Raw genomic sequence first — 23,654 nt, forward strand, 5'->3', positions numbered from 1 at the left:
CAGATATGTAAGGATACTTTCCATCATTGATGGAATACAAAGGAGTACGTCATGGAAAAAACTATCAGACTCGCCAACCAAGCCGATATCAATGCCATTTTTGATATTCGAACCAGCGTTCAGGAAAACCACTTATCCCATGATCAGTTAGCAGACATGGGGATTACTCCCAAAACTATACGAAATGCAATTCTAGAGGCTCCATGCGCTTGGATCGCCGAGGTCGATGGTGTCCCTGTAGGTTTTTCCATGGCCGATGTCGAGGATGGATGTGTGTTTGCCGCTTTCGTTCTACCCGAATTCGAGGGGCATGGATTGGGGCGCAGCCTGATGGATAAAGCAGAGGCCTTCCTATTTCAACACCACCAGACGATCTGGCTGGAAACCGCTGAGGCAAGTCGCGCGAGTGGCTTTTATCGAAACCTCGGCTGGCAGCCCGTGGAGCACTTACCAGAAGGTGATATTCGCTTTGAAAAGTGCCAGAAATAATAATCCAAAAACTTACTGACCAGACGCTTACGCTTAGGTGGGCATCCGCATAATCACGCAAGATGTGTTCGGCGGACACTTGCTCAGCGATCACACCTTCTCAGCTTGCAACGGCTAGCATCGTTGGTCGATCCCGCTATCATGCATGGCGTAGATCACGAATGTAGATAACGCTATGCCAAGATTGTCATTCGCCGTCAGAATTTTGTTCGCATGCTGCCTTTTCATCGCAACCGCTAATCACATTCGTGCAGACGTTTCGCATGGATTGCTCTGGGACTACGGATACGGGCCTGGCGCTTACTTGGCTAGCCGTATTTTCTGGGGGGCGCTTACGTTTTTTGACCCGCTCGCAGCACTGCTACTGTTCATCAAGCCAAGAGCCGGAATCGTGCTTACGGTAGCCATTATTTTGGTAGACGTAACCCATAACACTTTTTATGTTGCATCGAAGCAGCAGTGGCTGGAGCCGTTCTACCTGTCCCAGATAGCTTTCCTTATCATAGTATTCTTACTCTCACCCATCGCTTGGAATCGCCCTGTTCGAGGCGTAGCGCTCACCAATCCAGTCCGAGTGTGATTGGCTCCACTTATGAGGTAGAAGCTCTTCGATCTCAATGCCACATTCCTCATCGTTATGCCAGCGATCCCCCGCGCAAGCTGTATTCCCCGGACGTTTACGGCTTTTTCACGTCCGACATCGGTAGATTCAACTAAGCACTGCCAGCGCCCCTATCAAAATCCGCATGTCGTTCCCTCTTTTGGTTTGGCGGACGCTTACCGCTAAAAGATGAACGTACCGATCAATCCGCCAGAAATGCCTCCAGAACAGGTGTCAGCCATTCTGGTCGATCTTCTTGGGGCGAGTGATTCGCGAATGGAATATTCAAGAGCCTAGCGTTTGGCACCCGATCAGCGAGTTCAACTGCATTCGTGCGCGAGACAAGCATGTCTTCGTCGCCCCTGACCACCAGCAAATCGGCGGTGATGTTGCGCACAGCTTCGTTCGGATAGCCATCCGCGCCTGAATTGAGCCAGAGAGCCCGCAGCGCCACTGCCAATCGCTCAAAATCTGGTGCGGGATTCATGACCTGATAACTATCGTAGCTGTGCGGGAACATCTCGCGCCAGCTCTCGGCTGTTACCTCTGTATACATGCCGCGCGTTGGGTCGTCTGCCTTCAATGCCCAGTGCGCGCCAATCGTTACCAGCTTGTCTATAGGGAGAGTGTTGGCGGCGGCAATCCGCAGTGCAGCTATGCCACCATCGCTATGGCCGATGATGCTGAAATGCTCAAGCCCCAGGTGCCTGACCACTGCTTCCACATCCTGCTGAATGCGCTTATAGGTCAGTCGTGATGGACCAAGTGTGGATTTTCCTTGGCCCCGGCTGTCGATGCCGATCAACCTGTAGTTCCGGCCCAAACGGGGCGTGATGGAATTAAAAGTCTCGATGTCACCAAAACCGCCGTGGAGGAATACCAAGACAGGGCCTTCCTTGTTCCCTTGCTGTTCAAAGTAGAGGCTCGCGTGGTCTATCTCAATATGCTGACCGTCCTGGTGATTGAACGTCGTCATGTGCTTTTCCCTTTGTTGGATCGCTGTGTCGCGTGCAGGCTTCAGTCTACTGCTCTACATGATCGCATTTGCTATGACAAATGGGTGTGACGGTTCACTAAGCGTTAGGATCAGAAAGGCGTATTGACCAGACGATGCTGGCAATCGAAGCGCCGGGCTGGGCACAGATTCGGCCGCATGAACGGGCATGATCCGTATGCTTACCTCAAGGACGTTTTGACTCGTCTGTCGACGCAGCGGGTGACGGAGGTTCATCAACTGTTACCGCATCAGTGGAGTCCGTCTAGCCTAACCAAGGCAGCTTCATCAGAAGCCTATACATCCAGCGTACGGACAAAGACATTCACGTCATTACCGTAGTACACGGAAGAGCCTTCATACTGAAACCGCAACTTAGATAAAACACGAGTAGATGCATTGTTATCGGGCCAGACGAGAGCAACACACTCTGAAAGACCTAGCACGTCACGCGCATAATCGAGAATTGCCGCACCAGCCTCTGTAGCGTATCCATTGCCCCAAAAGACTTTAGCGAAACGGTATGCCAGTTGAAATCGATCAGTGGATTCTAGGGGGGCGAGGCTTATCCAGCCAATTGGTTTCCCCTGTAACTCCACACGCCAATGCCCTGGCCCCTCATGCGGTGCAGAATTTACATAGGCGAGAACTTCTTTCCGCCGAGAAGGGGTTGGGGCAACCACTCCGGTCGTGTAGCGCATGACCTCTGGGTCGGCCTCCATCGTCATCACAAAACTGACATCATCCGACGACAGACGCGTTATCAAAAGTCTACGGGTCTTAAACGTCGCCATTGCGCAACTCCAATGCTGATTACTCACCGCAGGCAGTCTACTGACGCGGCGCCGATTCGGACAATAGCCGATGCCCTAACCCGTTCACGAGCGCGGATGGCTATTGAACGCGTGGTCCACATGTGTTTGCCAGCCGCTTACCGTGAGCTTGCTCAGTGATCCGCATCGATGCCATCTGGCTCGCCACCGAACCGATGGACATGCGCGCCGGTACCGAGACAGCGTTGGCCCGAGTGATTGCGGTATTCGGTGCGGCGAAGCCGCACTGCGCTTATCTCTTAGCCAATCGCCGAGCCAACCGGATGAAAGTCCTGGTGCACGATGACATCGGCATCTGGCTAGCAACGCGACGATTGAATCAAGGCAAGTTTTACTGGCCAGGCATTCGGCGCGGCTCGGAAGTCGAACTCGATAACGAGCAGCTTCAGGCGTTAGTGTGTAAGCGTCTGCCGAACCCACCTTCCTGATGCCTACGCTTAGGGAGATGGAGCCATCTATTGAGATGCCCTCTCCCGTCGGGCAAACTCCGGTTGCTTCATTGGCCGATAACAGGAGTTTACGGATGCCATTTCCACTGACGGAACATAATGCCTTGTTGGCCCTAAAGGGCGTGGGGCCGGCCGTTATCGTTCGCCTTGCGCAGATGGGCATTGACTCGCTAGCTGTGCTCAGCAAAGCGAATGTTTGTGACATCCTGGCTCAGGCATCGTCAGCAGTGGGATCGACTTGCTGGAAGAATAGCCCCCAAGCTCGGGGCGCCATTAACGCGGCCATTGAGCTTGCAAAGGACTCTCAGTTGAGCACACCTAGTGCGTAAAGCTGATCGCTTATTTCAATTGGTAAATCTGATTCGTGTCCATCAGCCAATCTCTGCTGAACGACTGGCTAGCCGAATTGGCGTTTCCGTTCGCTCAATCTATCGATACATCGACGACCTTTCCTTCAGTGGAATCCCAATCTATGGTACCGCTGGCGTGGGGTATGCCTTGGATGCCGATTTTGAGATGCCGCCTTTAACGTTGAACAGGCTCGAACTGGATGCATTGATGCTTGGGATGGAAATGCTTTCAGCTTCCGCCGATAACGATCTAAGTGCTGCTGCAAGGATGTTGTTGAGCAAAATCTCAGCGTCCATAGTCCATCACAAGGTTGACCCCAGCACGGCAAAAATCAGGGCACTTGGAACCACACCTTCCTCGACGCGTGGCCATTTGGCAACCCTTCGAAATGCCATCGAAAACACTCAGGCGCTGAAGATAACTTATACCAGCTTGGACGGCGCGGTTTCGCAACGCCTCATTTCCCCCCTTGGCCTTTTCTACTGGGGAGGAAAGTGGACAGTTGGAAGCTGGTGTAGTACCAGGGCGGCTTACCGCGATTTTAGGGTCGATCGCATAACCTCCATCACTTTTGCCCAACAACCATCACCCAACAATCCAGCCCTTGATCTCCAAGCGTATATGAAGCACCAGGCAAGCCAGTGGAAAGCGATCACCACTACTGACACTACGCTGTCAGTATGAGCCACTGATAATTGGGACTCCTTAACACACAGAAGGCCATCCCTATGCAGCACTCATCTCATGTACTCGAATTAGCCATTTTCAAGGTCAAACAGGAATGCGTTGCGCAAGTGCCTGTGCTCCGCGCAGGGCTTCGTGAAACGTTAAAGACCTTTCCTGGTTTGATTGAGTACCGTGCCTACTGCCCGATGAGCGACGACCGAATCTTCGCGGACTTAGCAATGTGGGACAGTCTTGAGAACGCACAAAAAGTGGCAAAGGCGTTCAACGATGGAGATCCGAGATTCTCTGAGTATATGTACGCTATTGAAAACCTGACGTTCATGAGTCACCTCGTTCCAGAGATGAGTTGACCCCCGACGGACTGCCAGAGCAGACAAGAGACACCGATGCCTTTGCTGTCAGGCATCGGTGTCGTCACTTCCAGTGTAAGTTTCTCAGATCACCTATTGCTAGGTTCCGGGCTGCAAACTGACGTTATATGATGAAACCGTTTCGAAAAAACGTATCGTCCGCCGTATCCGTCCGGCGGTGTCCTCTAGCCCGCCCTGAAAAGCGATGGTATCCGTCCTTTGGGCGAGTCGGCGAAACAGAGTGACTCGTCTTCTCACCGGCTACACCGGAGCACGCTAAACCTAGGTCAGATTCAACCCGCCGTCTGAGAGGAGTATCTCGCCGGTTAAGTAGTCCGACTCGACCAGCATTGCAACAGCTTTTGCGATGTCGTCTGGGCTAGCGGCCCTGCGCATAGGTGCGCGAGTTCGCCACAACTCTTGGGCACCTGTCCACTCTGCGGTCAGAGGCGTGTCGACCAAGCCAGGCGCCACAGCGTTTACGCGAATTTCTGGCCCCAGCGATACCGCGAGCAAGCGGGTCATGTGATTAAGCGCAGCTTTGCTTACCGCATAGGGAATCGATGCGCCCTTAGGACGGATACCGGCATGCGAACTGATGTTTACGACGCAACCTGCTCGACGGTAACGGGCGGCATCGCGCAATGCCGACTCGGCCAATGCGACTAGGTGGAACGGCGCCACGACATTAACCTCGTTAAGTTCATGCCACACCGTCGAGTTGGCCGAGGCAAGGTCGCCGTGCGGAATGACTCTGCTAATACCGGCGTTATTGACCAATACGTCGAGCTGCCCCCACGCGGCGATCGCCTCGTTAATAAGCCTGACCCTGTCAGCTTCGAAAGCAAGATCAGCTTGCACGTAAATAGCCTGCTTCATTTCGGCAACCATAGCGCGTCCCGTATCCGCAGAATTTCGCGAATGGAGCACCACCGCATAGCCTGCCCGGCTTAGTACACGTGCAATGGCTGCGCCGATACCGGAAGTGGATCCTGTAACCAACGCGACGCGTAATACGTTATCGATTGTCGGATTGGGTTTCATCTGGATATCTCGAATTGGTTGCTAGAAAGCCATCACCGTAGCACCAAGCGGGCAACGTCGGCGTCAGGCGGTCACTTAGGCAGGTATCCATTTTCAAATCAGGTTAGCGCTTATTCTGTGGCGCATCATGGTAATGACACAAGGCGGCGTAGCCATTCTCAGCGCTTCCTGACTCCACAAATAAAAGAATATTTATTCCACCAGATTGCGTTTTGAGAATTATTATTCCATAAATAGCCCTCCTGAAAATAAAAATCCAAAGGACCCCGGCTATGCGCGAACTCGGTATCGGACTCATCGGCACAGGTTTCATGGGCCGCGCCCACGCACTGGCCTTTCGCAATGTCAGCGCTGTTTTTGAATTGCCGCTGACGCTCAAACTCGCCGCCCTTGCCGACGCCGACCCACAGCGCGCGCGTCACTGCGCCGACGCCTGGGGCTTCGATGCGGCCCATAGCGACTGGCAACAGCTGATCGATGACCCCAAGGTCAACCTGATCGCCATCACCACCCCTAATCATCTGCACTACCCCATGGCCATGGCTGCCATCGCCGCCGGTAAACCGGTGTACTGCGAAAAGCCGCTGGCGGTGAGCCTCGAACAGGCCAGTGCCATGCGTCTTTCCGCCAAAGCCGCCGGGGTGGTGACGCGGGTCGGTTATAACTATCAGCACAACCCGATCATCGGCCTGGCTCGGGATTTGATTCAAAACGGAACGCTGGGGCAGATCATCAGTTTCCAGGGCGAGTTCAGCGAAGACTTCATGGCCGATCCCGTTTCACCCTGGTCCTGGCGCTGTGACACCGATTACGCCGGTGGGGCTCTGGCGGACCTGGGCAGTCACTTGCTGGCCATGGCCCGCCATCTGCTGGGCGACGTCGAGGCGGTGTGCGCAGATACCCAGACCGTACACCCGCAACGCCCCGTCACATTGGGTGGTCAGGAACGACGCGAGGTCGCAGTCGACGATCAGGTCCACGCGTTGCTGCGCTTCACCAATGGCGCGCGAGGGACGTTCAGCAGCAGCTGGCTCAAACACGGTTACAAGAATCACCTGAGATTTGAAATCAGCGGCACCCAAGGCACCCTGGCGTTCGATCAGGAACGTTTGAATGAACTGCGGCTGTATCGCGCGGGACAAGGCGGTTTCCAACGGCTGCTGGCGGGGCCAGACTTGCCGGGTTACGCCGCCTTCAGCCCGGCGCCGGGGCACCAGCTGGGTTACAACGAACTCAAGACCCTTGAAGTGCATGAGCTGGTGATGGCGCTGGCCGGCCTCGGCCAGGACGGGACCGATTTCGAGCAGGCATGGGAAGTCGAACGCCTGGCGACGGCGATTCGTCTGGCGGCACGGGAGTCACGGTGGGTCAGGATCGAGGAAATCTGAACCGCGACTCGGGCCATACCCGCCAGTCGCGCACAGCGCTGCTGGCGGTAAACAAGAACAGGCTTACTGAGTGACGCAACGGGTCAGGGTCGTGGTTCGGGTCACCTGCCCCTCAGCCCTCATATCACCCTGCACATCGGTACTTTCGGTGGTCGAACAGGTACGAACCGGTGTCGGTGGCGGCGCAGCCGGGGGTGGAGGCGGCGGACTGGCACAACCACCCAGAATCGCCATGCAGAGTGCGAGCGACAGTGGCGAAAAAGCACATTTCCCAAAACTGTTCATAGGCTGACCCGCAGTAAGTAATCGACATTTTCCATGACACGAAAACCACACCGCGCATCCGCGGTCCCGTCACAGAAAAGAAATACCTCGCATTCCTTATAGCCCAGCCACCCGCCAATGCCAGAAAGACAGCGATCATTGCCGCAGGAATGGACAGGTACACCGCCAAAATCCCGCTCGCCTGACAAATAGTCATCGCGAGCAAGCTCGCTCCCACAGCGGGCCGGGGTATGTCTGCGAGATAAGACGCCTACCGAGCGGAGGACCGATGCAAGCCACTGCTTTCAAGCTCATAGCGCAACTCTTCAGCCAAAGCGGCCACCGCCTCCGACGTCCTGAGCGTCGCCACACTCAACCCGCTGACCACCAGATCCACCTGCCCCGTCGCCGGGTGATAAAGCTTCACCGTCAACGAATTATCCCCCGTGAGCACACACTCACAGGCCAACGGCGAAAAGCTCCGCTCCAGTTGCGTACGCAATTGCGCCAGATAACTCATCCCGACTTACCTTGGCGACGACGCAAAATCGACTGCCCGTTTGTTTTGCTCGCACCCATGTGGCTGTTCCTATTGCTGCATTGAAAGGGACGCGACAGCGGGCCGAAGCCACGTATCGCACCCTGACAGCCTAGAAAAAGCCCCATCCGGGTAACACATGAAATTGCACCACCCGCACTGGTGCATTTGCACCTTAACACCGCCCCTTGGTCCGCCTCTCGCCGGAGAAAAGACCTCGTTCGCGGGCCCAGACAATCGCCTCGCTACGGCTATGCACGTCGAGCTTGGAGTACACCGTCGACACATGATTGCGCACCGTATTGGGTGCCAGTTTCAGACGCGCAGCAATCTCTTTGTCGGCCAGGCCTTCACAGATCAGGCCGAGCACATCGCGCTCCCGGGCGGTCAGGTCGGTGAACGACACACTGGGCAATTGCGGTGAATTGACGTTTTTCACGTTGGCGAGTTTTTCGATCAGCGTACGGCTGAACCAGGACGCATCTTTCATTACCTCTTCGATCGCCGACACCAACTCCAACTCGGTGCGTTTGCGCTCGGTGATGTCCATCAACACCAGCAGGTAGCAAGAGCCGTCCTGAATATTCACGGTGTCCGCCGAGACCGCACAATCAATCAACCCGGCGTCTTTCCTGCGCACCCGGACATCAATGCGATCCACGCTTCCGGTTTTCTCCAGCGCCGTAAACAGTCGCGTGCGAGCGCCCGCGTCATCGATGAAATCGAGTTGCGCCACGGTTTTGCCGAGCACCTCATCACTGGGGTACGCCAGGGACTCAAGGAAGGCTTCGTTGACATCCATCACCACTTGATCGTCAGCGCGACACACCATGATCGGTACCGGCGTCAGACGAAAAGCTTTGGCGAACCGTTCCTCGCTCTGGCGCAGGGCGATTTCGGCCTTGTGCCGAAGCTCCATGTCGACGAAGGAAAACAGCATGCAAGCTTCGTCGTTGAGCTCAAGCGGTTGCCCGGCAACAATCACCTGTCTGCTGCCTCCGTTCGGCAATTGCAGTTCGGCCTGCATCTGCGGAATGGTGGCGCCGTCACGCAGTCGCTGCTTGGCCAAATCCTTGTTTTCGGCACGTTCCAGCACATCCAGTTCATAGGTCGAAGCGCCGATCACCTGATCCCGGGCATAGCCGGTCATGTCCACGAAGCCCTGGTTGACTTTGATGTAGCGCAAATCGCTGAGGCGGCAGATCACCGCCGGGGCCGGGTTGGCGTTGAATGTTTTTTCGAAACGCTGCTCGGCGCTGGCCCAGTCGGTGACGTCGCTCATGATCAGCACCAACGATTCCGGCTCACCGACACGGTTCGCCAGCACCATGCTGCGCACGCTGAGAACCCAGGTGCGCTCGTCGTTTTCCACCGACGTCAACTCGACCAGCACATCGCTGAACATCTCGCCACGGGCCACGCGGCTGATTGGATAGTTCTCGGTCGCGACCGGGTGATTGTTGCGATAACGCAAGGCAAAACGCTTGGCGTACTCGCCGGCATTGGCCCCCAACTCGCCAATCTCGCTGACACCGTGCATGGCCAGCGCGGCATCATTGGCCCAGAGAATGGTCTGGTCGAGTTCCAGCAGAATCACCCCATCAGACAGGCCGGCGATGATCTGCTGCAACTGGCGGCGATTGGTCTCGGTGGTCAGGACGTCCTGGCTCATTGGATCTCCACAATTGCGGCAGCGCCTTTGCGCGCGGCCCAGTGAAGATTACGACCGCAGACGCTGGTGATAGTGCAAAGCCCGGCACCCGCGCTCCTCCCAAAGTAGCCCTATGCTCAATAGGGAAAGAGTGGTTTAGTGCCGCTCTTTGCGTATCTGGAGAGTTGCCATGGTGTTTGATTCTCTTCACTTCACTCCGTGGTCCGCCCTCGCGGGAGGGGCGCTGATCGGCCTGGCCGCCAGCGTAATGGTAGTGGCCAATGGGCGGGTTGCCGGGATCAGCGGGCTGTTGGGCAGCCTGCTTGAGCGTAATGATTCAGGACGAGGCGAAAAAGCCCTGTTCCTGCTTGGACTGCTGGCGGCACCGTTGGTGTGGGCGCTGTTTCATGTGTGGCCAACCATCGAATTCAAAACCGGTACGGTGGGGCTGATCATCGCCGGATTGTGTGTCGGCGTCGGCACTCGTTATGGCTCCGGCTGCACCAGTGGCCACGGTGTGTGCGGTATCTCGCGTCTGTCACCACGCTCCATCGCCGCGACATTGAGCTTCATGCTCACAGGCTTCGTGACGGTGTTCGTCCTGCGTCATCTGCTGGGGTATTGAGCATGCGCAAACTGACCGCTTTCCTCGCCGGCCTGCTGTTCGGCATCGGCCTGTTGCTGGCCGGCATGGCAAACCCGGCCAAAGTGCTGGGGTTTCTGGACATTGCCGGCGTTTGGGATCCGTCGCTGGCGCTGGTCATGATCGGGGCCATTGCCGTGGCCTGGGCGCCGTTTCATTGGGCCATGAAACAACCGAAGTCTTTGCTGGGGGCGCCGATGCAATTGCCGGTCAGCCGTGAGCTGGACCGACGTCTGATCGGTGGCAGCCTGCTTTTCGGCGTCGGTTGGGGCATTGCCGGTATCTGCCCCGGCCCGGCACTGGTGTTGCTGCCAACGGGGCACTGGCAGGCCTGGGTGTTCGCCATCGCCATGCTGGCGGGGATGCTGATGTTCAAAGCGCTGCAAACGCGCCGTTGAGCATCCCCGCAGCCTGTTGAACAACCAATGCCCCGCCAGGCCAGTGGTCAAGCCGCCTGCTTGCCACTGGCAATCGCCTGCGAAGCCGCCAGCATCGCCCGCAACAACACGGCGCACCCGGCGGCCAGGTCATCGGGCGCGGCGTTTTCGATTTCGTTATGGCTGATGCCGCCTTCACAAGGTACGAAAATCATCCCGGCCGGGCCGAGTTCAGCGAGGAAGATCGCGTCGTGCCCTGCCCCGCTGACGATGTCCATGTGCGACAGACCGAGCCCTTGCGCCGCCCCGCGTACTGCTTCGACGCAGCCTTTGTCGAAGTACAGCGGCGGAAAATCGGCGGTGGGGGTCAGTTCGAAGGTCAGGCCGTGTTCCTCGCAGGTGGTTTCGATGACCTCGCGGACTTCGGCGATCATTGAGCCGAGTCGTGCCGGCTCCAGATGGCGGAAGTCCAGGGTCATGCGCACTTCGCCGGGAATCACATTGCGTGAGCCGGGATAGGCTTGCAGACAGCCAACAGTGCCGCAGGCGTGGGGTTGATGGCCGAGGGCGGCGCGATTGACCGCGCCGACAATCACCGCGGCGCCGACCAGCGCGTCCTTGCGCAGGTGCATCGGTGTTGGGCCGGCGTGGGCTTCGACGCCGCGCAGTTTCAGGTCGAACCATTTCTGCCCCAGCGCGCCCATCACCACGCCGATGGTTTTGTGTTCGTCCTCAAGAATCGGGCCCTGCTCGATGTGCGCCTCGAAATACGCCCCCACGGCATGGCCGCTGACCTGGCGCGGTCCGGCATAGCCAATGGCGTTCAGCGCTTCGCCGACGGTCACGCCCTCGGCATCGACCTTGGCCAGGGTTTCCTCGAGGGTGAATTTTTCCGCGAACACGCCGGAGCCCATCATGCACGGGGCGAATCGCGAGCCTTCTTCGTTGGTCCAGACCACCACTTCCAGCGGCGCTTCGGTCTCCACACCGAGGTCATTGAGGGTACGCAAGACTTCGACCCCCGCCAGCACGCCGAAACAACCGTCGAACTTGCCGCCGGTGGGCTGGGTGTCGATGTGGCTGCCGGTCATCACGGGTGGCAGGTTCGGGTTGCGACCGGGGCGGCGGGCGAAGATGTTGCCGACAGCGTCGATGCTGACGGTGCAGCCGGCCACCTCGCACCACTTGACGAAGATATCCCGCGCCTGGCGGTCGAGGTCGGTCAGGGCCAGTCGGCAGACACCGCCCTTGACCGTCGCGCCGAGCTTGGCCAGGTCCATGAGCGACTGCCACAGACGGTCGCGGTTGATGTGCTGATGGGTGGATTGCAGAACGTCTATGGCTGCGTTCATGGTGATCTCCTCAGGCAGTTGTTATTGGGTTCTTCATGAAAATTTGTGGTGACTGTGAGGCCGTCATCGCGGGCAAGCCCGCTCCCACGGGGATTTTCAGTGTTCACAAAATCCCTGTGGGAGCGGGCTTGCCCGCGATGAGGCCAGTACTCACACCGCCGATTTCACGACAGTCGGGCTCGGCCGCATCGAACTCAACCCGTAGTAAATCAGCCCTCCCAGGACCGAGCCGGTGAACCAGCCGTAGCTGTAGAACCAGCTGAAGGCATCGCTGCCCAGCGATAGCAGTGTCAACACCACCGGCACGCCGAATGCGATGAAACCAAACCAGTTCCACGCCGGGTACACGTCGTCACGATAGAGGCCGGCCAGATCCAGTTGCTGTTTCTTGATCAGGAAATAGTCCACCACCATGATCCCGGCGATCGGCCCCAGCAGGCTCGAATAGCCAAGCAACCAGTTGGAATACACCGTCTCCAGGCTCAGATCCGAGACAATCAGCCCGAGCTTTTTCAGCAGTTCATGGGCCATCAGCGCCAACCCGACCAACCCCGTGAGCATCACCGCGGTGGTGCGGTTGATGTACTTGGGCGCGACGTTCTGGAAATCGTTGGTCGGCGACACGATGTTGGCCGCGGTGTTGGTGGACAGCGTGGCGATGATGATCAGCGCCATGGCCAGTGCCACCCAGACAGGGCTCTGGATATGGCCGATCAGGGTGACCGGGTCGGAGACGGTGACACCCACCAGTTTTACCGACGCGGCCGTCATCACCACGCCGAGGGAGGCGAACAGGAACATGGTCAGAGGCAAACCGATAATCTGCCCGATGATCTGATCCTTCTGGCTTTTCGCATAGCGGCTGAAGTCCGGAATATTCAGCGACAAGGTGGCCCAGAAGCCGACCATGGCGGTCAGCCCGGCGGCAAAATAACTGGCCACGCCGGCCCCTTCCGGACGCTTGGCCGGGATCGCCAGCAACTCGGTCATCGATACATTCGGCATGGCCCACACCAACAGCCCCACACCCACCAGCACCAACAACGGCGCCGAGAGGGTCTCCAGCCATTTGATCGAGTCCGCGCCGCGAATCACCACCCACAGGTTCAAGGCCCAGAACAGCATGAAGCCGATCACTTCACCGATACCGCCGAGGGCCTTCCAGCCATCGAACACCGAGCCGAGAAACAGGTGAATCGCCAGCCCGCCGAACATGGTCTGGATGCCGAACCAGCCACACGCCACCAGGGCGCGGATCAGGCATGGAATGTTGGAACCGAGAATGCCGAAGGACGAACGCAGCAACACCGGAAACGGAATGCCGTACTTGGTGCCGGGGAAGGCATTCAGGGTCAGCGGGATCAAGACAATGATGTTGGCGGACAGAATCGCCAGCAGCGCTTCGCCAACGGTCAGGCCGAAATAAGCGGTGAGTACGCCGCCGAGGGTGTAGGTCGGCACGCAGATCGCCATGCCAACCCACAATGCGGTGATGTGCCATTTGTTCCAGGTTCGTTCGCGCACCTTGGTCGGTGCCATGTCGTGGTTGTATCGGGGACTGTCGAGGACATCGCTGCCGGCTTCGAGCTCAAACAAGCCGTCGCGCTCGGTCACTTGCGATCTGATCTGTTGCATGGCCGCTCCACTGTTCTTTTGATTATTTTTGCTCATCAGGGCCGGCGCAATGCGCGCGAGCCGGACGATGGCCGGAGAAACTGACAACTATTACGGACCGGCCACGGTGTCAGCGGCGGCATCAATAAACGTGCCGGGTGCCCCGCTTGCGCCTCGGGCAGTGCCATAAAATTTCGCTAAATGACTGATGTCGTTCAGCTTTATTTATCCAACTATCGAGTCCCCGGTCAGTTGCCCTGTCACTCAGGCCGAATGCCAAGCAAGTTGTCCGAACAGTCAGGACTCAATCTGGTGCGTCGATCTTTTTTTGAAAGGTTGCGCCTCAACCATAGACCATCCTCAAGCGGCTGATTTCACATAGAAAATCTTGACCATATTTCCAACCTGTCAAGTGCGTCAAAATGGTGAACCGACTCACCATTTTGGTGATTTTCATTTTTTATCTTTATTTATCAATCAGTTAAAACAGTAATAAGCATATAAAAAATATTCTTGCTCAATCCATGAACTGCAGCTAGCGTCTATTCTTGACAGCGCTGACAGGAATACACCGATTAGCGTCTGCTGCATATAAAACATCTAGAACCGGCAATAGTCGGTCATGCCTGCGAGGAACTCGGAATGTCTCTGTTGATCCGTGGCGCCACTGTGATTACCCATGATGAAAGTTATCGCGCCGACGTCTATTGCGCCGACGGCGTGATCAAAGCCATCGGTGAAAACCTCGATGTTCCCGCCGATGCGCAAGTGCTCGACGGCAGCGGCCAATACCTGATGCCCGGTGGCATCGACCCCCACACGCACATGCAACTGCCCTTCATGGGCACGGTGGCCAGCGAAGACTTCTTCAGCGGCACCGCAGCGGGACTGGCCGGCGGCACCACCTCGATCATCGACTTCGTGATTCCCAACCCGCAGCAATCGTTGATGGAGGCGTTTCATCAATGGCGCGGCTGGGCGGAGAAGTCGGCATCTGACTACGGCTTTCACGTCGCCATCACCTGGTGGAGTGAGCAAGTTCGCGAGGAAATGGCCGAGCTGGTCAGCCAGCATGGGGTCAACAGCTTCAAGCATTTCATGGCCTACAAGAACGCGATCATGGCCGCCGACGACACCCTGGTGGCGAGTTTCGAACGTTGCCTGGAATTGGGCGCGGTGCCGACCGTGCACGCGGAAAACGGCGAATTGGTCTATCACCTGCAACGCAAGTTGATGGCCCAGGGCATCACCGGGCCGGAAGCGCATCCGCTGTCGCGGCCTTCGCAGGTGGAAGGTGAAGCCGCGAGCCGGGCGATCCGCATTGCCGAAACGTTGGGCACGCCGCTGTACCTGGTCCACGTCTCGACCAAGGAAGCCCTCGACGAAATCACCTACGCCCGCGCCAAGGGCCAACCGGTCTACGGCGAAGTGCTGGCCGGGCATCTGCTGCTGGACGACAGCGTCTACCAACACCCGGACTGGCAGACCGCCGCCGGTTACGTGATGAGCCCGCCGTTCCGTCCTCGCGGCCATCAAGAAGCCCTTTGGCATGGCCTGCAGGCGGGCAACCTGCACACCACCGCTACCGATCACTGCTGCTTCTGCGCCGAACAAAAAGCCGCCGGCCGTGACGACTTCAGCAAGATCCCCAACGGCACCGCCGGGATCGAAGACCGCATGGCGGTGCTCTGGGATGAAGGGGTGAACACCGGGCGCTTGTCGATGCAGCACTTCGTTGCCCTCACCTCCACCAACACCGCGAAAATCTTCAACCTCTACCCGCGCAAGGGCGCGATCCGTGTGGGGGCCGATGCCGATCTGGTGCTCTGGGACCCGGAAGGTACACGGACGATTTCGGCCAAGACTCACCACCAGCAGGTCGACTTCAACATCTTCGAAGGCAAGGCCGTGCGCGGTGTGCCGAGCCACACCATCAGCCAGGGCCGAGTGGTGTGGGCCGATGGTGATTTGCGCGCCGAGCGTGGTGCCGGGCGGTATATCGAACGGCCGGCGTATCCGGCGGTGTTTGATTTGCTGAGCAAGCGGGCTGAGCAACACAAGCCAGTTGCAGTGAAACGCTGAAAGCGGCCTTCGGCCTATCGCGGGCAAGCCCGGCTCCCACAGGGATCTTCAGCGTTCACAAAACCCTGTGGGAGCGGCGGTGCGGCGATCCGACTTGCCCGCGATGAGGCCCGGTCAGACAACACACAACCAATGCCCACCAGAGGCAGTACCTCAATTAACCGTGAGGCCAACACCGTGATCAAGACCCTGAACCACCTCCCGCATCCCCATGAGGACGCGGCCGCCCTCGCCGGCCATTTCACCGACCTGGCGCCGCCGCTCAACGACCGTCAGGCGCACCTGGAAGCTTCACGCTGCCTGTATTGCTACGACGCGCCGTGTGTGAACGCATGCCCGAGCGACATCGATATTCCGTCGTTCATCCGCAATATCCATCAAGAAAACGTGCAGGGCGCGGCGCAGAAAATCCTCTCGGCCAACATCCTCGGCGGCAGTTGCGCCCGGGTCTGCCCCACGGAAATCCTCTGCGAGCAAGCCTGCGTGCGCAACAACGCCGAAGAATGCGCGCCGGTGCTGATTGGCCTATTGCAACGCTACGCCGTGGACAACGCACACTTCAGCGAACACCCGTTCCAGCGCGCCGCCACAACCGGCAAGCGCATCGCCGTGGTCGGTGCCGGCCCGGCCGGTTTGTCCTGCGCGCACCGCAGCGCCATGCACGGCCATGACGTGGTGATTTTCGAGGCCCGGGAAAAGGCTGGCGGCCTCAACGAATACGGGATCGCCAAGTACAAACTGGTCGACGATTACGCGCAGAAGGAACTTGAATTCCTGATGGGGATTGGCGGGATCGAGATTCGTCACGGGCAGAAGCTGGGCGACAACCTGACCCTCAGCGAACTGCATCAGCAATTCGACGCGGTGTTCCTCGGTCTGGGTCTCAACGCCAGCAAACAATTGGGCCTGCCCAACGAAGAGGCCCCCGGCCTGCTCCCCGCCACCGACTACATCCGCGAACTGCGCCAGGCCGACGACCTGACGCAGCTGCCGCTGGCCGATCGCTGCATCGTCCTTGGCGCCGGCAACACCGCCATCGACATGGCCGTGCAAATGGCCCGCCTCGGTGCCCGGGACGTCAATCTGGTGTACCGCCGTGGCGTCGCGGACATGGGCGCCACCGGTCACGAACAGGACATCGCCAAGGCCAATCAGGTGCGCCTGCTGACCTGGGCGCAACCCGAAGAGGTATTGCTAGACGACCAGGGCAACGTGCGCGGCATGCGCTTCGCCCGCACCCGATTGGTGGAAGGTCGCCTGCAAACCACCGGCGAGACCTTTGAACTGGCCGCCGACGCGATCTTCAAAGCCATCGGCCAGGCCTTCGACGCCGGCGCCCTCGCCGATCCGCTGGCCCGTGAACTCAAGCGTCAGGGTGATCGCATCCTCGTCGATGAACAGCTGCGCACCAGCATTCCCGATGTGTATGCCGGTGGCGACTGCACCAGCCTCGATCAAGACCTCACCGTGCAAGCCGTGCAACACGGCAAGCTGGCCGCCGAGGCGATCAACGCTCAACTCATGCTCAACGTGGAGGCTGCGTAAATGGCCGATCTCTCGATTGTCTTCGCCGGCATCAAGGCCCCCAATCCGTTCTGGCTCGCTTCCGCGCCGCCGACCGACAAAGCCTACAACGTGGTCCGTGCGTTCGAGGCTGGATGGGGTGGCGTGGTCTGGAAAACCCTGGGGGAAGACCCGGCGGCGGTCAACGTGTCGTCACGCTACTCGGCGCACTTCGGGGCTAACCGTGAAGTGATGGGCTTCAACAACATCGAGCTGATCACCGACCGCTCGCTGGAGATCAACCTGCGGGAAATTACCCAGGTCAAAAAGGACTGGCCGGACCGTGCGCTGATCGTGTCGCTGATGGTGCCCTGCGTTGAAGAGTCGTGGAAAAACATCCTGCCGCTGGTGGAAGCCACCGGGGCCGATGGCATCGAGCTGAATTTCGGCTGCCCCCACGGCATGCCAGAACGGGGCATGGGCGCGGCGGTGGGCCAGGTGCCGGAGTACGTCGAACAGGTCACTCGCTGGTGCAAGACTTATTGCTCGTTGCCGGTGATCGTCAAGCTCACGCCGAACATCACCGACATCCGCCTCGCCGCCCGTGCCGCACACCGTGGCGGCGCCGATGCGGTGTCGTTGATCAACACCATCAACTCGATCACCAGTGTCAATCTGGAGCGCATGGTCGCCAATCCCGCCGTCGGCAGCCAAAGCACCCACGGCGGTTATTGCGGCTCGGCGGTGAAGCCGATTGCGCTGAACATGGTCGCCGAAATCGCCCGCGACCCGCAGACCCAGGGCTTGCCCATCAGCGGCATTGGCGGCATCGGCAGCTGGCGCGATGCGGCGGAATTCATTGCTCTGGGCAGCGGCTCGGTGCAGGTGTGCACGGCGGCGATGCTGCATGGCTTCCGGATTGTCGAGGAGATGAAAGACGGCTTGTCACGCTGGATGGACAGTCAGGGCTACGCCAGCGTGTCGGATTTTACTGGGCGGGCGGTGGGCAATACCACGGACTGGAAGTACCTGGACATCAACTATCAGGTGATTGCGAAAATCGATCAGGCGGCGTGCATCGGTTGCGGTCGCTGCCACATCGCTTGCGAAGACACCTCACACCAGGCGATTGCCAGCCTCAAACAGGCGGACGGTACGCATAAATATGAAGTGATCGATGACGAGTGCGTGGGCTGCAACCTGTGCCAGATCACCTGCCCGGTGCAGGATTGCATCGAGATGGTGGCGGTGGATACCGGCAAGCCGTTTCTGGATTGGAACCATGATCCGAGGAATCCGTATCACGTTACCGTTTGAGTAATGCATCGTCCGAACTGACGCCATCGCGGGCAAGCCCGCTCCCACAGGTTTTGTGAACGCCACGGACTCTGTGGGAGCGGGCTTGCCCGCGATGAGGCCGGCCGCAACAACGAAATCCTCAAGGCTCCAACCCGATCCCGCGCAAGATCACACTGGTCACCGTTTGCACCGCCCGCTCGAACTGCATGTCCGACAACGGCTGATGATCATTCAGGATATTCACCTGATGATCGAAGTCGGCGTAGTGCTGGGTCGAGGCCCAGATCATGTACAGCAGGCTGGAAGGCTCCACCGGCAGGATGCGTTTGTCTTCCACCCACTGACGAATTTTCGCTTCTTTCATCTTGGCCCAGTCGTACAGGCTCGCGTCCAGCTTCTCACCCAGGGTCGGCGCGCCGTGGATGATTTCGTTGGCCCAGACTTTCGAACCGTACGGGCGGCTGCGGGAATGGTTCATCTTGGCGCGGATGTAGCTGCTGAGCACCACGCGCGGGTCGTCAAACATTTCGAAGCACAGGGCGTCCTGCTTCCAGACCTCCAGCAACCCCAGGAGCACCGCGCTGTACAGCTCGCTCTTGGTGCTGAAGTAGTAATGCAGGTTGGAGCGCGGCAGTTGCACCTCGGCGGCGATGTCAGCCATGGCGGTGCTGCCGAAGCCTTTTTCGGCGAAGACCTTTTCGGCCGCCAGCAGGATTTTTTCGACGTTACTGCGACGAATCTCGATCTTGTGATTGCCCATGAGGGCTCCCTGACAACAGCGTTGGTCAAGACTAGCATCCGCTCTACGTCGCGGCGACAGGGGAAAACGAAACTTCGTACGACGGTCCTGCGGCAGGTAAACTGCCCGCCACTTTGAACCTGCCGCTGAGGTCTTCACGATGCTGCTCAAGAACGCCCTGACCACCGCCGCCCTGCTCGGCTCGCTGCTCACCGCCTCGTCGGTGTTTGCCCACGCCCACCTGAAAAGCCAGACCCCGGCGGCCGACAGTACCGTGCAAGCGCCTGCGCAACTGCGCCTGGTGTTTTCCGAAGGGGTTGAAGCATCGTTCACCAAAGTGACGATCAGCAAGGACGGTGCCGACGTGCCGGTGAAAAGCCTGGCCACCGAAGGCAGCGACAAGAAAACCCTGGTCGTCACCCCGGCAGCGCCGTTGGCCGCTGGCGATTACAAGGTCGAATGGCACGCCGTGTCGGTCGACACCCATAAAAGTGAAGGCGCCTATCGCTTCAAGGTGGGTCAGTAATTCATGACCGAGGCGCTGGTGCTGTGCCGCTTCCTGCATTTCACCGTGGTGCTGATGCTGTTCGGGGCCTGGGTGTTCAGGCCTTTGCTGTTGGGTCGTGAAACGAAGCGGCTGGATCCGGCCCTGGCACGCGTGACCCGCTGGCTCAGCGCCGTGGCGTTGCTCAGTGGCGTCGGCTGGTTGCTGCTGATTACCGCCAGCATGGCCGGCTCGCCGGAGGCGGCATTCGACCCGGCGATGCTGAGCCTGGTGCTGAGCAATACCTTTTTCGGCCAGGTCTGGCGCTGGCATCTGCTGCTCAATCTGTTGCTCGTGGCATTGCTGCTGACGCCCTGGCGCTCCAGCATGCCCCTGCGCGTCGGTCTTGCCAGCCTGCTGCTGGCGACCCTGGCTCCGGTCGGTCATGGCGCCATGCTCGATGGTCTGCAAGGCCGGCTGCTGATCCTCAATCAGATCATTCATCTGACCTGCGTCGGTGCCTGGCTCGGTGGGTTGATGTTGCTGGTGATGATCCTGCGCCAACCGGACGATCATCCCTTGAGTGCGATACTGCAACGGTTCAGCGGGATCGGTTACGTGTTGGTGGCGGGACTGGTGATGACCGGCCTGATCAACGTGCGGGTTTTGACTGGCGTGTTCTGGCCGACGCCGTTGCTGTCCGGGTTTGCGTTGATTCTGTTGATCAAGGTTGTGCTGGTGATCGCGATGCTGGGGGTGGCGCTGTTCAATCGGCTGCGGGTCAAGGATTGCCAACAGCGCCCGGGCCTGTTGCGTACCAGCGTCGTGCTGGAGTGGTTACTGGGAATAGGCGCGGTGGCGGCGGTTTCGCTGCTCGGCACCCTGCCCCCAATGATCGCCCCCTGAATCACATACCCCCCTGTAGAAGCGACCTGCGGCGAGGGGGCTTGCCCCCGTTTGAGTGCGTAGCACTCACAAGATTTTTGGTACAACTGACATTTTGGGGCTGCTTCGCAACCCAACGGGGGGGCCGGTGTCAGTCAGGGGTGATCGGCGCCGCGGTGTCAATACTCACCACCACCGACATCCCCGGCCGCAGCCGCTCGCTCTGTTCCTGATCGGCGTCGACGGTGATCCGCACCGGCACCCGCTGGGCAATCTTGACGAAGTTGCCAGTGGCGTTGTCAGCCTGCAACAGACTGAATTCGGAGCCTGTGGCCGGTGAAATCCGCTGTACCCGCCCGTGGAATTTCTGGTGGTTCAGCCCATCGACGGTGAAGCTCACCGGCTGGCCGACCCGCACGTTGTCCATCTGGGTTTCCTTCATGTTGGCGATCACCCACAACTGGTCCGGCACCAGTGCCATCAGCTGCGCACCGGAATTGACGTAGGCACCAAGGCGCACGCCGATCTGCCCGAGTTGACCATCGCGCGGCGCCACCACGCGGGTGTTCGACAAGTCGATCCGCGCCAGTTGCACCGCCGCTTCAGCGCTGGCCACCGCCGCTTCCAGTGAGCCGCGATTGACGATCACCGTTTGCAGATCCTGGCGGGCGATGTCCAGGTTGGCCTGGGCTTGCGCCACCGCGGCAACGGTCTGGGCATTGGCCGCCAGGGTCACGTCCAGCTCGCGTTTCGACACCGAGCCATCACCGACCAGCTCTTTGTTACGGCGCAAATCCGCTTCACTTTTGCGCAACTGCGCCTGGGCGTCGGCGACCGCGGCCTGACGCAACTTGATGGTCGCTTCGGCGCTGTTGCGCTGCTGCACCACGTTGGCCAGCGCGGCTTTCTCCACCGCCAGTTGCGCCAGGGACTGATCGAGACGCTGCTTATAGATGCGGTCGTCGAGGCGCACCAGCAAATCCCCGGCCTTCACGAATTGAAAATCCTGCACCGGCACTTCGTACACATAACCGCTGAGCTGCGGGCCGATGATCGTCACCTGGCCCCGCACCAGCGCGTTTTCCGTGGTTTCGACCGCGCTGCTGAACGGTGGCAGTTGCCAGGCATACAACACGATCAGCACGCCGACGATGGCGATTGCCGCAAAACCCAGGGACGAGAGGATCCGCACTCCCAGCGAACGCGGTTCGGTGCCCGGCGAGGATGGCGGCGTCACGCCTTCGGGGGTGGCGGCAATGGCGTTGGTGGTCGGTTCGGTCATGGAGAAGTGGCACCGCTGGGTTGTTTGGTTGGAGTGGCAGGCGCCGGGGCAACGGCTTGGGTCGTGCTCATCAGCCACAGGGCGCGAATGGAAATCCAGATCATGGTCAGCACCGCGATCACGGCAATCAGCATGAACACATCGTTATAGGCCAGAACATTGGCCTCGCGGGTGGCTGCGGCGGCCAGACTGCGAATGCCCTGCAGGTTGCGCAGGCTCGGGTCGGCAATTATCGAGCCGACCGCGTTGCCGCCGCTCTGCACCCGCGCCGCCACACGCGGGTCGAACAACGTCAGCTGCTCGACGATGTGGCTGGAGTGAAACTTCTCGCGCACGATCTGGAATGTCCCCAGCAATGCCGCGCCGATCAGGCCGCCGAGGTTCTGGCAGATACCGAACAACACCGAGAAACTCACCAGGTTGCGCGGGCTGGACAGCACGTTGCGCATGCCGAAGAGCATGGTCGGCCCGAGGAAGAACGTCCCGCCGAAGGCCAGCAGAAACTGGCTGAAATACAGGTTTTCCGGGCGGGTCAGGTTGTTCGAATAACTGTCCATCACCGAGCCGACCGCCATCAGCGCCAGGGAGATGTTCAGCGGCATGATCAGGTGCTTGGGGTCGATGGTCAGGGCGCTGGTGACCAGGCCGGCGATACTGCCGAGCAACATCACCACGTACAGGCTGTGCAGCTGTTGACTGCTCATGTTCAGCGTCTGCATGAACCCCACCGCGCCGGTGGACTGTTCCGACGTCACCATGCGAATCAGGATCACCGCCAGGGCCAGGCGAATCATCGCCCCGCTGCCGAGCCAGCGGGTCATCAGCATCGGGTTGCTGCGGTTGTGCTCGATGGCCAGCCCCGTGAGGATCAACACGATCGAAGCCGCCGAGGCCACGCCGATCCACTGCGCTTCGAGCCACCAGTCGATCCGCCCCAAAGACAACACCGCGCAGAGCAAGGCCACGCCGCTGGCAAGGATGGCGAAGGTCAGGAAGTCGAGTTTTTCAAAGGTTTTGAAGCGGTCACCCGGCGGCAGTTTCAACAGAAACACGCAGCCCAGGGACAACAGCGCCATGCCCAGTTCGAACAGGTACAGCCCACGCCATTCGGCGATCTGCAACAGGTCTTCGGAGAACAACCGCGCCATGGGCAACGCCAGTTGCGAGGTGCCGAGGCCCAACACCAGCGCCTTCATCCGCCATTTCGCCGGGAAGGCCTGGATCATGTAATACAGGCCCAAAGAACTCAGCGCCGCGCCGACCATGCCGTGGGCCGCGCGCACGGCAATCGCCGAACTCAGGTCATTGACGAACAAATGGCCGAAAGTCACCAGTGCATAGAGCATCAGGAACACTTCGGTGAACGCCCGCAGGCCGAACTGCTGACGAAACTTCACCAGCAGCAGGTTCATCGACACGTTAGTCATGACATAGGCCGCCGGCAACCAGGCCATCTCGGCCGTGGTCGCCCCCAGCGCGCCTTGCAGGTAAGGCAGGTTGGCGATCACCAGCGAGTTGCCGAGACCACCGGTCAATGCCACCAGCACCCCCACCAGCGCGTAGGCCAGCCGCTTGGGGTTGGAGTGCAACGGCGTCGAGGGCGATCCGGGCAGGCTGGGCCGTTCGTGGGGCTGCCAGTCGCGCGGGGTGTAGTGATCCATTCGATGGCCTTGGTTCAAGGAGTGTGGTCAGTTTGCCACAGCTGAAACACAAATCCCTTGTGGCAGTACCTGTGACGAGGGGGCTTGTCGGAAC

General features: G+C 59.2%; 24 protein-coding genes and 1 pseudogene. 14 read left to right on the plus strand and 11 right to left on the minus strand.

The genetic code is table 11. The features are described from left to right. Positions 1-51: 51 nt before the first annotated feature. Entirely contained in the window at positions 52-489 is a 438-nt protein-coding gene (locus tag J3D54_RS25290; protein ID WP_253424199.1) for a GNAT family N-acetyltransferase, read from the plus strand. A gap of 803 nt (positions 490-1,292) precedes the next feature. Here the strand turns inward: J3D54_RS25290 and J3D54_RS25295 are convergent. Next, on the minus strand, positions 1,293-2,066 hold the full coding sequence (locus tag J3D54_RS25295) for an alpha/beta fold hydrolase (RefSeq protein ID WP_253424201.1): 774 nt from the start codon (positions 2,064-2,066) through the stop codon (positions 1,293-1,295). A 174-nt stretch (positions 2,067-2,240) separates the two neighbouring features. On the opposite strand from J3D54_RS25295, the pseudogene J3D54_RS25300 reads away from it, so the two are divergent. Next, positions 2,241-2,426: pseudogene (locus J3D54_RS25300) on the plus strand (transposase domain-containing protein); the annotation flags it as partial. Here J3D54_RS25300 and J3D54_RS25305 read toward each other — a convergent pair. Continuing rightward, positions 2,381-2,878 carry a GNAT family N-acetyltransferase gene (locus J3D54_RS25305; protein WP_253424205.1) on the minus strand — a complete coding sequence of 166 codons (498 nt, stop codon included), beginning with the start codon at positions 2,876-2,878 and terminating at the stop codon, positions 2,381-2,383. The pseudogene J3D54_RS25300 and the gene J3D54_RS25305 sit on opposite strands and share 46 nt — an antisense overlap. Before the next feature lie 155 nt (positions 2,879-3,033). Between J3D54_RS25305 and tnpB the strand changes: the two genes are divergently transcribed. From tnpB to J3D54_RS25325, 4 genes are all read left to right on the plus strand, one after another. Next, positions 3,034-3,345, plus strand: a complete 312-nt coding sequence (tnpB, locus tag J3D54_RS25310; RefSeq protein ID WP_253424208.1) for an IS66 family insertion sequence element accessory protein TnpB — start codon at positions 3,034-3,036, stop codon at positions 3,343-3,345. Between the two features lie 95 nt (positions 3,346-3,440). Further along, positions 3,441-3,695: a helix-hairpin-helix domain-containing protein gene (locus J3D54_RS25315; RefSeq protein WP_253424213.1), complete on the plus strand. Its 255-nt coding sequence runs from the start codon at positions 3,441-3,443 to the stop codon at positions 3,693-3,695. Then, positions 3,688-4,401 carry a YafY family protein gene (locus tag J3D54_RS25320; protein ID WP_253424216.1) on the plus strand — a complete coding sequence of 238 codons (714 nt, stop codon included), beginning with the start codon at positions 3,688-3,690 and terminating at the stop codon, positions 4,399-4,401. The genes J3D54_RS25315 and J3D54_RS25320 overlap by 8 nt, the downstream gene beginning before the upstream one ends. 44 nt (positions 4,402-4,445) lie before the next feature. Beyond that, positions 4,446-4,754: a hypothetical protein gene (locus J3D54_RS25325; protein ID WP_019579374.1), complete on the plus strand. Its 309-nt coding sequence runs from the start codon at positions 4,446-4,448 to the stop codon at positions 4,752-4,754. A 282-nt stretch (positions 4,755-5,036) separates the two neighbouring features. On the opposite strand, the gene J3D54_RS25330 is transcribed toward J3D54_RS25325, so the two are convergent. Then, positions 5,037-5,798 carry an SDR family NAD(P)-dependent oxidoreductase gene (locus J3D54_RS25330; protein WP_253424219.1) on the minus strand — a complete coding sequence of 254 codons (762 nt, stop codon included), beginning with the start codon at positions 5,796-5,798 and terminating at the stop codon, positions 5,037-5,039. Between the two features lie 272 nt (positions 5,799-6,070). Here J3D54_RS25330 and J3D54_RS25335 point away from each other — a divergent pair, with 272 nt between their 5' ends. Continuing rightward, entirely contained in the window at positions 6,071-7,186 is a 1,116-nt protein-coding gene (locus tag J3D54_RS25335) for a Gfo/Idh/MocA family protein (protein ID WP_253424222.1), read from the plus strand. A 124-nt stretch (positions 7,187-7,310) separates the two neighbouring features. Here J3D54_RS25335 and J3D54_RS25340 read toward each other — a convergent pair whose 3' ends face one another. The 3 genes from J3D54_RS25340 to J3D54_RS25350 all read right to left on the minus strand — a co-directional run bounded on the left by J3D54_RS25340 (position 7,311) and on the right by J3D54_RS25350 (position 9,660). Further along, the gene (locus J3D54_RS25340) at positions 7,311-7,676 is read right to left on the minus strand and encodes a hypothetical protein (protein WP_253424225.1); all 366 of its coding nucleotides are present in this window, start codon (positions 7,674-7,676) and stop codon (positions 7,311-7,313) included. A 45-nt stretch (positions 7,677-7,721) separates the two neighbouring features. Continuing rightward, positions 7,722-7,970, minus strand: coding sequence for a DUF1652 domain-containing protein (locus J3D54_RS25345; RefSeq protein ID WP_253424228.1), 249 nt, complete (start codon positions 7,968-7,970; stop codon positions 7,722-7,724). Between the two features lie 193 nt (positions 7,971-8,163). Beyond that, positions 8,164-9,660, minus strand: a complete 1,497-nt coding sequence (locus J3D54_RS25350) for a helix-turn-helix transcriptional regulator (RefSeq protein WP_253424231.1) — start codon at positions 9,658-9,660, stop codon at positions 8,164-8,166. Positions 9,661-9,829: 169 nt separating this feature from the next. Between J3D54_RS25350 and J3D54_RS25355 the strand changes: the two genes are divergently transcribed. Together J3D54_RS25355 and J3D54_RS25360 are read left to right on the plus strand one after the other, a co-directional pair. Further along, entirely contained in the window at positions 9,830-10,264 is a 435-nt protein-coding gene (locus J3D54_RS25355; protein WP_253424235.1) for a YeeE/YedE family protein, read from the plus strand. Positions 10,265-10,266: 2 nt separating this feature from the next. Beyond that, positions 10,267-10,680 carry a DUF6691 family protein gene (locus J3D54_RS25360; protein WP_253424238.1) on the plus strand — a complete coding sequence of 138 codons (414 nt, stop codon included), beginning with the start codon at positions 10,267-10,269 and terminating at the stop codon, positions 10,678-10,680. Between the two features lie 47 nt (positions 10,681-10,727). On the opposite strand, the gene J3D54_RS25365 is transcribed toward J3D54_RS25360, so the two are convergent. Both J3D54_RS25365 and J3D54_RS25370 read right to left on the minus strand, forming a co-directional pair. Next, complete coding sequence (locus J3D54_RS25365; protein ID WP_253424242.1) at positions 10,728-12,011, minus strand: Zn-dependent hydrolase; 1,284 nt, start codon at positions 12,009-12,011, stop codon at positions 10,728-10,730. Between the two features lie 150 nt (positions 12,012-12,161). After that, positions 12,162-13,646, minus strand: a complete 1,485-nt coding sequence (locus J3D54_RS25370; RefSeq protein ID WP_253424245.1) for an NCS1 family nucleobase:cation symporter-1 — start codon at positions 13,644-13,646, stop codon at positions 12,162-12,164. A gap of 621 nt (positions 13,647-14,267) precedes the next feature. Between J3D54_RS25370 and hydA the strand changes: the two genes are divergently transcribed. The 3 genes from hydA (at position 14,268) to preA (ending at position 18,527) form a co-directional block, all read left to right on the plus strand. After that, the gene (gene hydA, locus J3D54_RS25375) at positions 14,268-15,707 is read left to right on the plus strand and encodes a dihydropyrimidinase (RefSeq protein ID WP_253424248.1); all 1,440 of its coding nucleotides are present in this window, start codon (positions 14,268-14,270) and stop codon (positions 15,705-15,707) included. A gap of 177 nt (positions 15,708-15,884) precedes the next feature. After that, on the plus strand, positions 15,885-17,252 hold the full coding sequence (locus J3D54_RS25380) for an NAD(P)-dependent oxidoreductase (protein ID WP_253424252.1): 1,368 nt from the start codon (positions 15,885-15,887) through the stop codon (positions 17,250-17,252). Then, entirely contained in the window at positions 17,253-18,527 is a 1,275-nt protein-coding gene (gene preA, locus J3D54_RS25385; RefSeq protein ID WP_253424255.1) for an NAD-dependent dihydropyrimidine dehydrogenase subunit PreA, read from the plus strand. 121 nt (positions 18,528-18,648) lie between these two features. On the opposite strand, the gene J3D54_RS25390 is transcribed toward preA, so the two are convergent. Beyond that, the gene (locus tag J3D54_RS25390; RefSeq protein WP_007937670.1) at positions 18,649-19,269 is read right to left on the minus strand and encodes a TetR/AcrR family transcriptional regulator; all 621 of its coding nucleotides are present in this window, start codon (positions 19,267-19,269) and stop codon (positions 18,649-18,651) included. 139 nt (positions 19,270-19,408) lie between these two features. Here J3D54_RS25390 and copC point away from each other — a divergent pair, with 139 nt between their 5' ends. Continuing rightward, positions 19,409-19,774 (plus strand): copper homeostasis periplasmic binding protein CopC, encoded by a 366-nt coding sequence (gene copC / locus J3D54_RS25395; RefSeq protein ID WP_253424258.1) that lies wholly within the window; start codon positions 19,409-19,411, stop codon positions 19,772-19,774. Between the two features lie 3 nt (positions 19,775-19,777). Further along, on the plus strand, positions 19,778-20,638 hold the full coding sequence (copD, locus tag J3D54_RS25400) for a copper homeostasis membrane protein CopD (protein WP_253424261.1): 861 nt from the start codon (positions 19,778-19,780) through the stop codon (positions 20,636-20,638). Between the two features lie 130 nt (positions 20,639-20,768). On the opposite strand, the gene J3D54_RS25405 is transcribed toward copD, so the two are convergent. Next, positions 20,769-21,899: an HlyD family secretion protein gene (locus J3D54_RS25405; RefSeq protein ID WP_253424264.1), complete on the minus strand. Its 1,131-nt coding sequence runs from the start codon at positions 21,897-21,899 to the stop codon at positions 20,769-20,771. Further along, on the minus strand, positions 21,896-23,560 hold the full coding sequence (locus J3D54_RS25410; protein ID WP_253424267.1) for an MFS transporter: 1,665 nt from the start codon (positions 23,558-23,560) through the stop codon (positions 21,896-21,898). Before J3D54_RS25410 ends, J3D54_RS25405 begins: the two co-directional genes overlap by 4 nt. Positions 23,561-23,654: the final 94 nt, after the last annotated feature.

The sequence above is a fragment of the Pseudomonas sp. GGS8 genome, from assembly GCF_024168645.1.
Lineage (GTDB): Bacteria > Pseudomonadota > Gammaproteobacteria > Pseudomonadales > Pseudomonadaceae > Aquipseudomonas.

What these genes read in the sequence shown, in the direction of transcription:
- J3D54_RS25305 (WP_253424205.1), bottom strand. Translation starts at nt 2,878, where the DNA reads ATGGCGACGTTTAAGACCCGTAGACTTTTGATAACGCGTCTGTCGTCG.
- J3D54_RS25360 (WP_253424238.1), top strand. Translation starts at nt 10,267, where the DNA reads ATGCGCAAACTGACCGCTTTCCTCGCCGGCCTGCTGTTCGGCATCGGC.
- J3D54_RS25315 (WP_253424213.1), top strand. Translation starts at nt 3,441, where the DNA reads ATGCCATTTCCACTGACGGAACATAATGCCTTGTTGGCCCTAAAGGGC.
- J3D54_RS25335 (WP_253424222.1), top strand. Translation starts at nt 6,071, where the DNA reads ATGCGCGAACTCGGTATCGGACTCATCGGCACAGGTTTCATGGGCCGC.
- J3D54_RS25370 (WP_253424245.1), bottom strand. Translation starts at nt 13,646, where the DNA reads ATGCAACAGATCAGATCGCAAGTGACCGAGCGCGACGGCTTGTTTGAG.
- J3D54_RS25295 (WP_253424201.1), bottom strand. Translation starts at nt 2,066, where the DNA reads ATGACGACGTTCAATCACCAGGACGGTCAGCATATTGAGATAGACCAC.
- preA (WP_253424255.1), top strand. Translation starts at nt 17,253, where the DNA reads ATGGCCGATCTCTCGATTGTCTTCGCCGGCATCAAGGCCCCCAATCCG.
- J3D54_RS25365 (WP_253424242.1), bottom strand. Translation starts at nt 12,011, where the DNA reads ATGAACGCAGCCATAGACGTTCTGCAATCCACCCATCAGCACATCAAC.
- copD (WP_253424261.1), top strand. Translation starts at nt 19,778, where the DNA reads ATGACCGAGGCGCTGGTGCTGTGCCGCTTCCTGCATTTCACCGTGGTG.
- J3D54_RS25405 (WP_253424264.1), bottom strand. Translation starts at nt 21,899, where the DNA reads ATGACCGAACCGACCACCAACGCCATTGCCGCCACCCCCGAAGGCGTG.
- J3D54_RS25330 (WP_253424219.1), bottom strand. Translation starts at nt 5,798, where the DNA reads ATGAAACCCAATCCGACAATCGATAACGTATTACGCGTCGCGTTGGTT.
- hydA (WP_253424248.1), top strand. Translation starts at nt 14,268, where the DNA reads ATGTCTCTGTTGATCCGTGGCGCCACTGTGATTACCCATGATGAAAGT.
- J3D54_RS25410 (WP_253424267.1), bottom strand. Translation starts at nt 23,560, where the DNA reads ATGGATCACTACACCCCGCGCGACTGGCAGCCCCACGAACGGCCCAGC.
- J3D54_RS25390 (WP_007937670.1), bottom strand. Translation starts at nt 19,269, where the DNA reads ATGGGCAATCACAAGATCGAGATTCGTCGCAGTAACGTCGAAAAAATC.
- J3D54_RS25355 (WP_253424235.1), top strand. Translation starts at nt 9,830, where the DNA reads ATGGTGTTTGATTCTCTTCACTTCACTCCGTGGTCCGCCCTCGCGGGA.
- J3D54_RS25350 (WP_253424231.1), bottom strand. Translation starts at nt 9,660, where the DNA reads ATGAGCCAGGACGTCCTGACCACCGAGACCAATCGCCGCCAGTTGCAG.
- J3D54_RS25345 (WP_253424228.1), bottom strand. Translation starts at nt 7,970, where the DNA reads ATGAGTTATCTGGCGCAATTGCGTACGCAACTGGAGCGGAGCTTTTCG.
- J3D54_RS25325 (WP_019579374.1), top strand. Translation starts at nt 4,446, where the DNA reads ATGCAGCACTCATCTCATGTACTCGAATTAGCCATTTTCAAGGTCAAA.
- J3D54_RS25290 (WP_253424199.1), top strand. Translation starts at nt 52, where the DNA reads ATGGAAAAAACTATCAGACTCGCCAACCAAGCCGATATCAATGCCATT.
- copC (WP_253424258.1), top strand. Translation starts at nt 19,409, where the DNA reads ATGCTGCTCAAGAACGCCCTGACCACCGCCGCCCTGCTCGGCTCGCTG.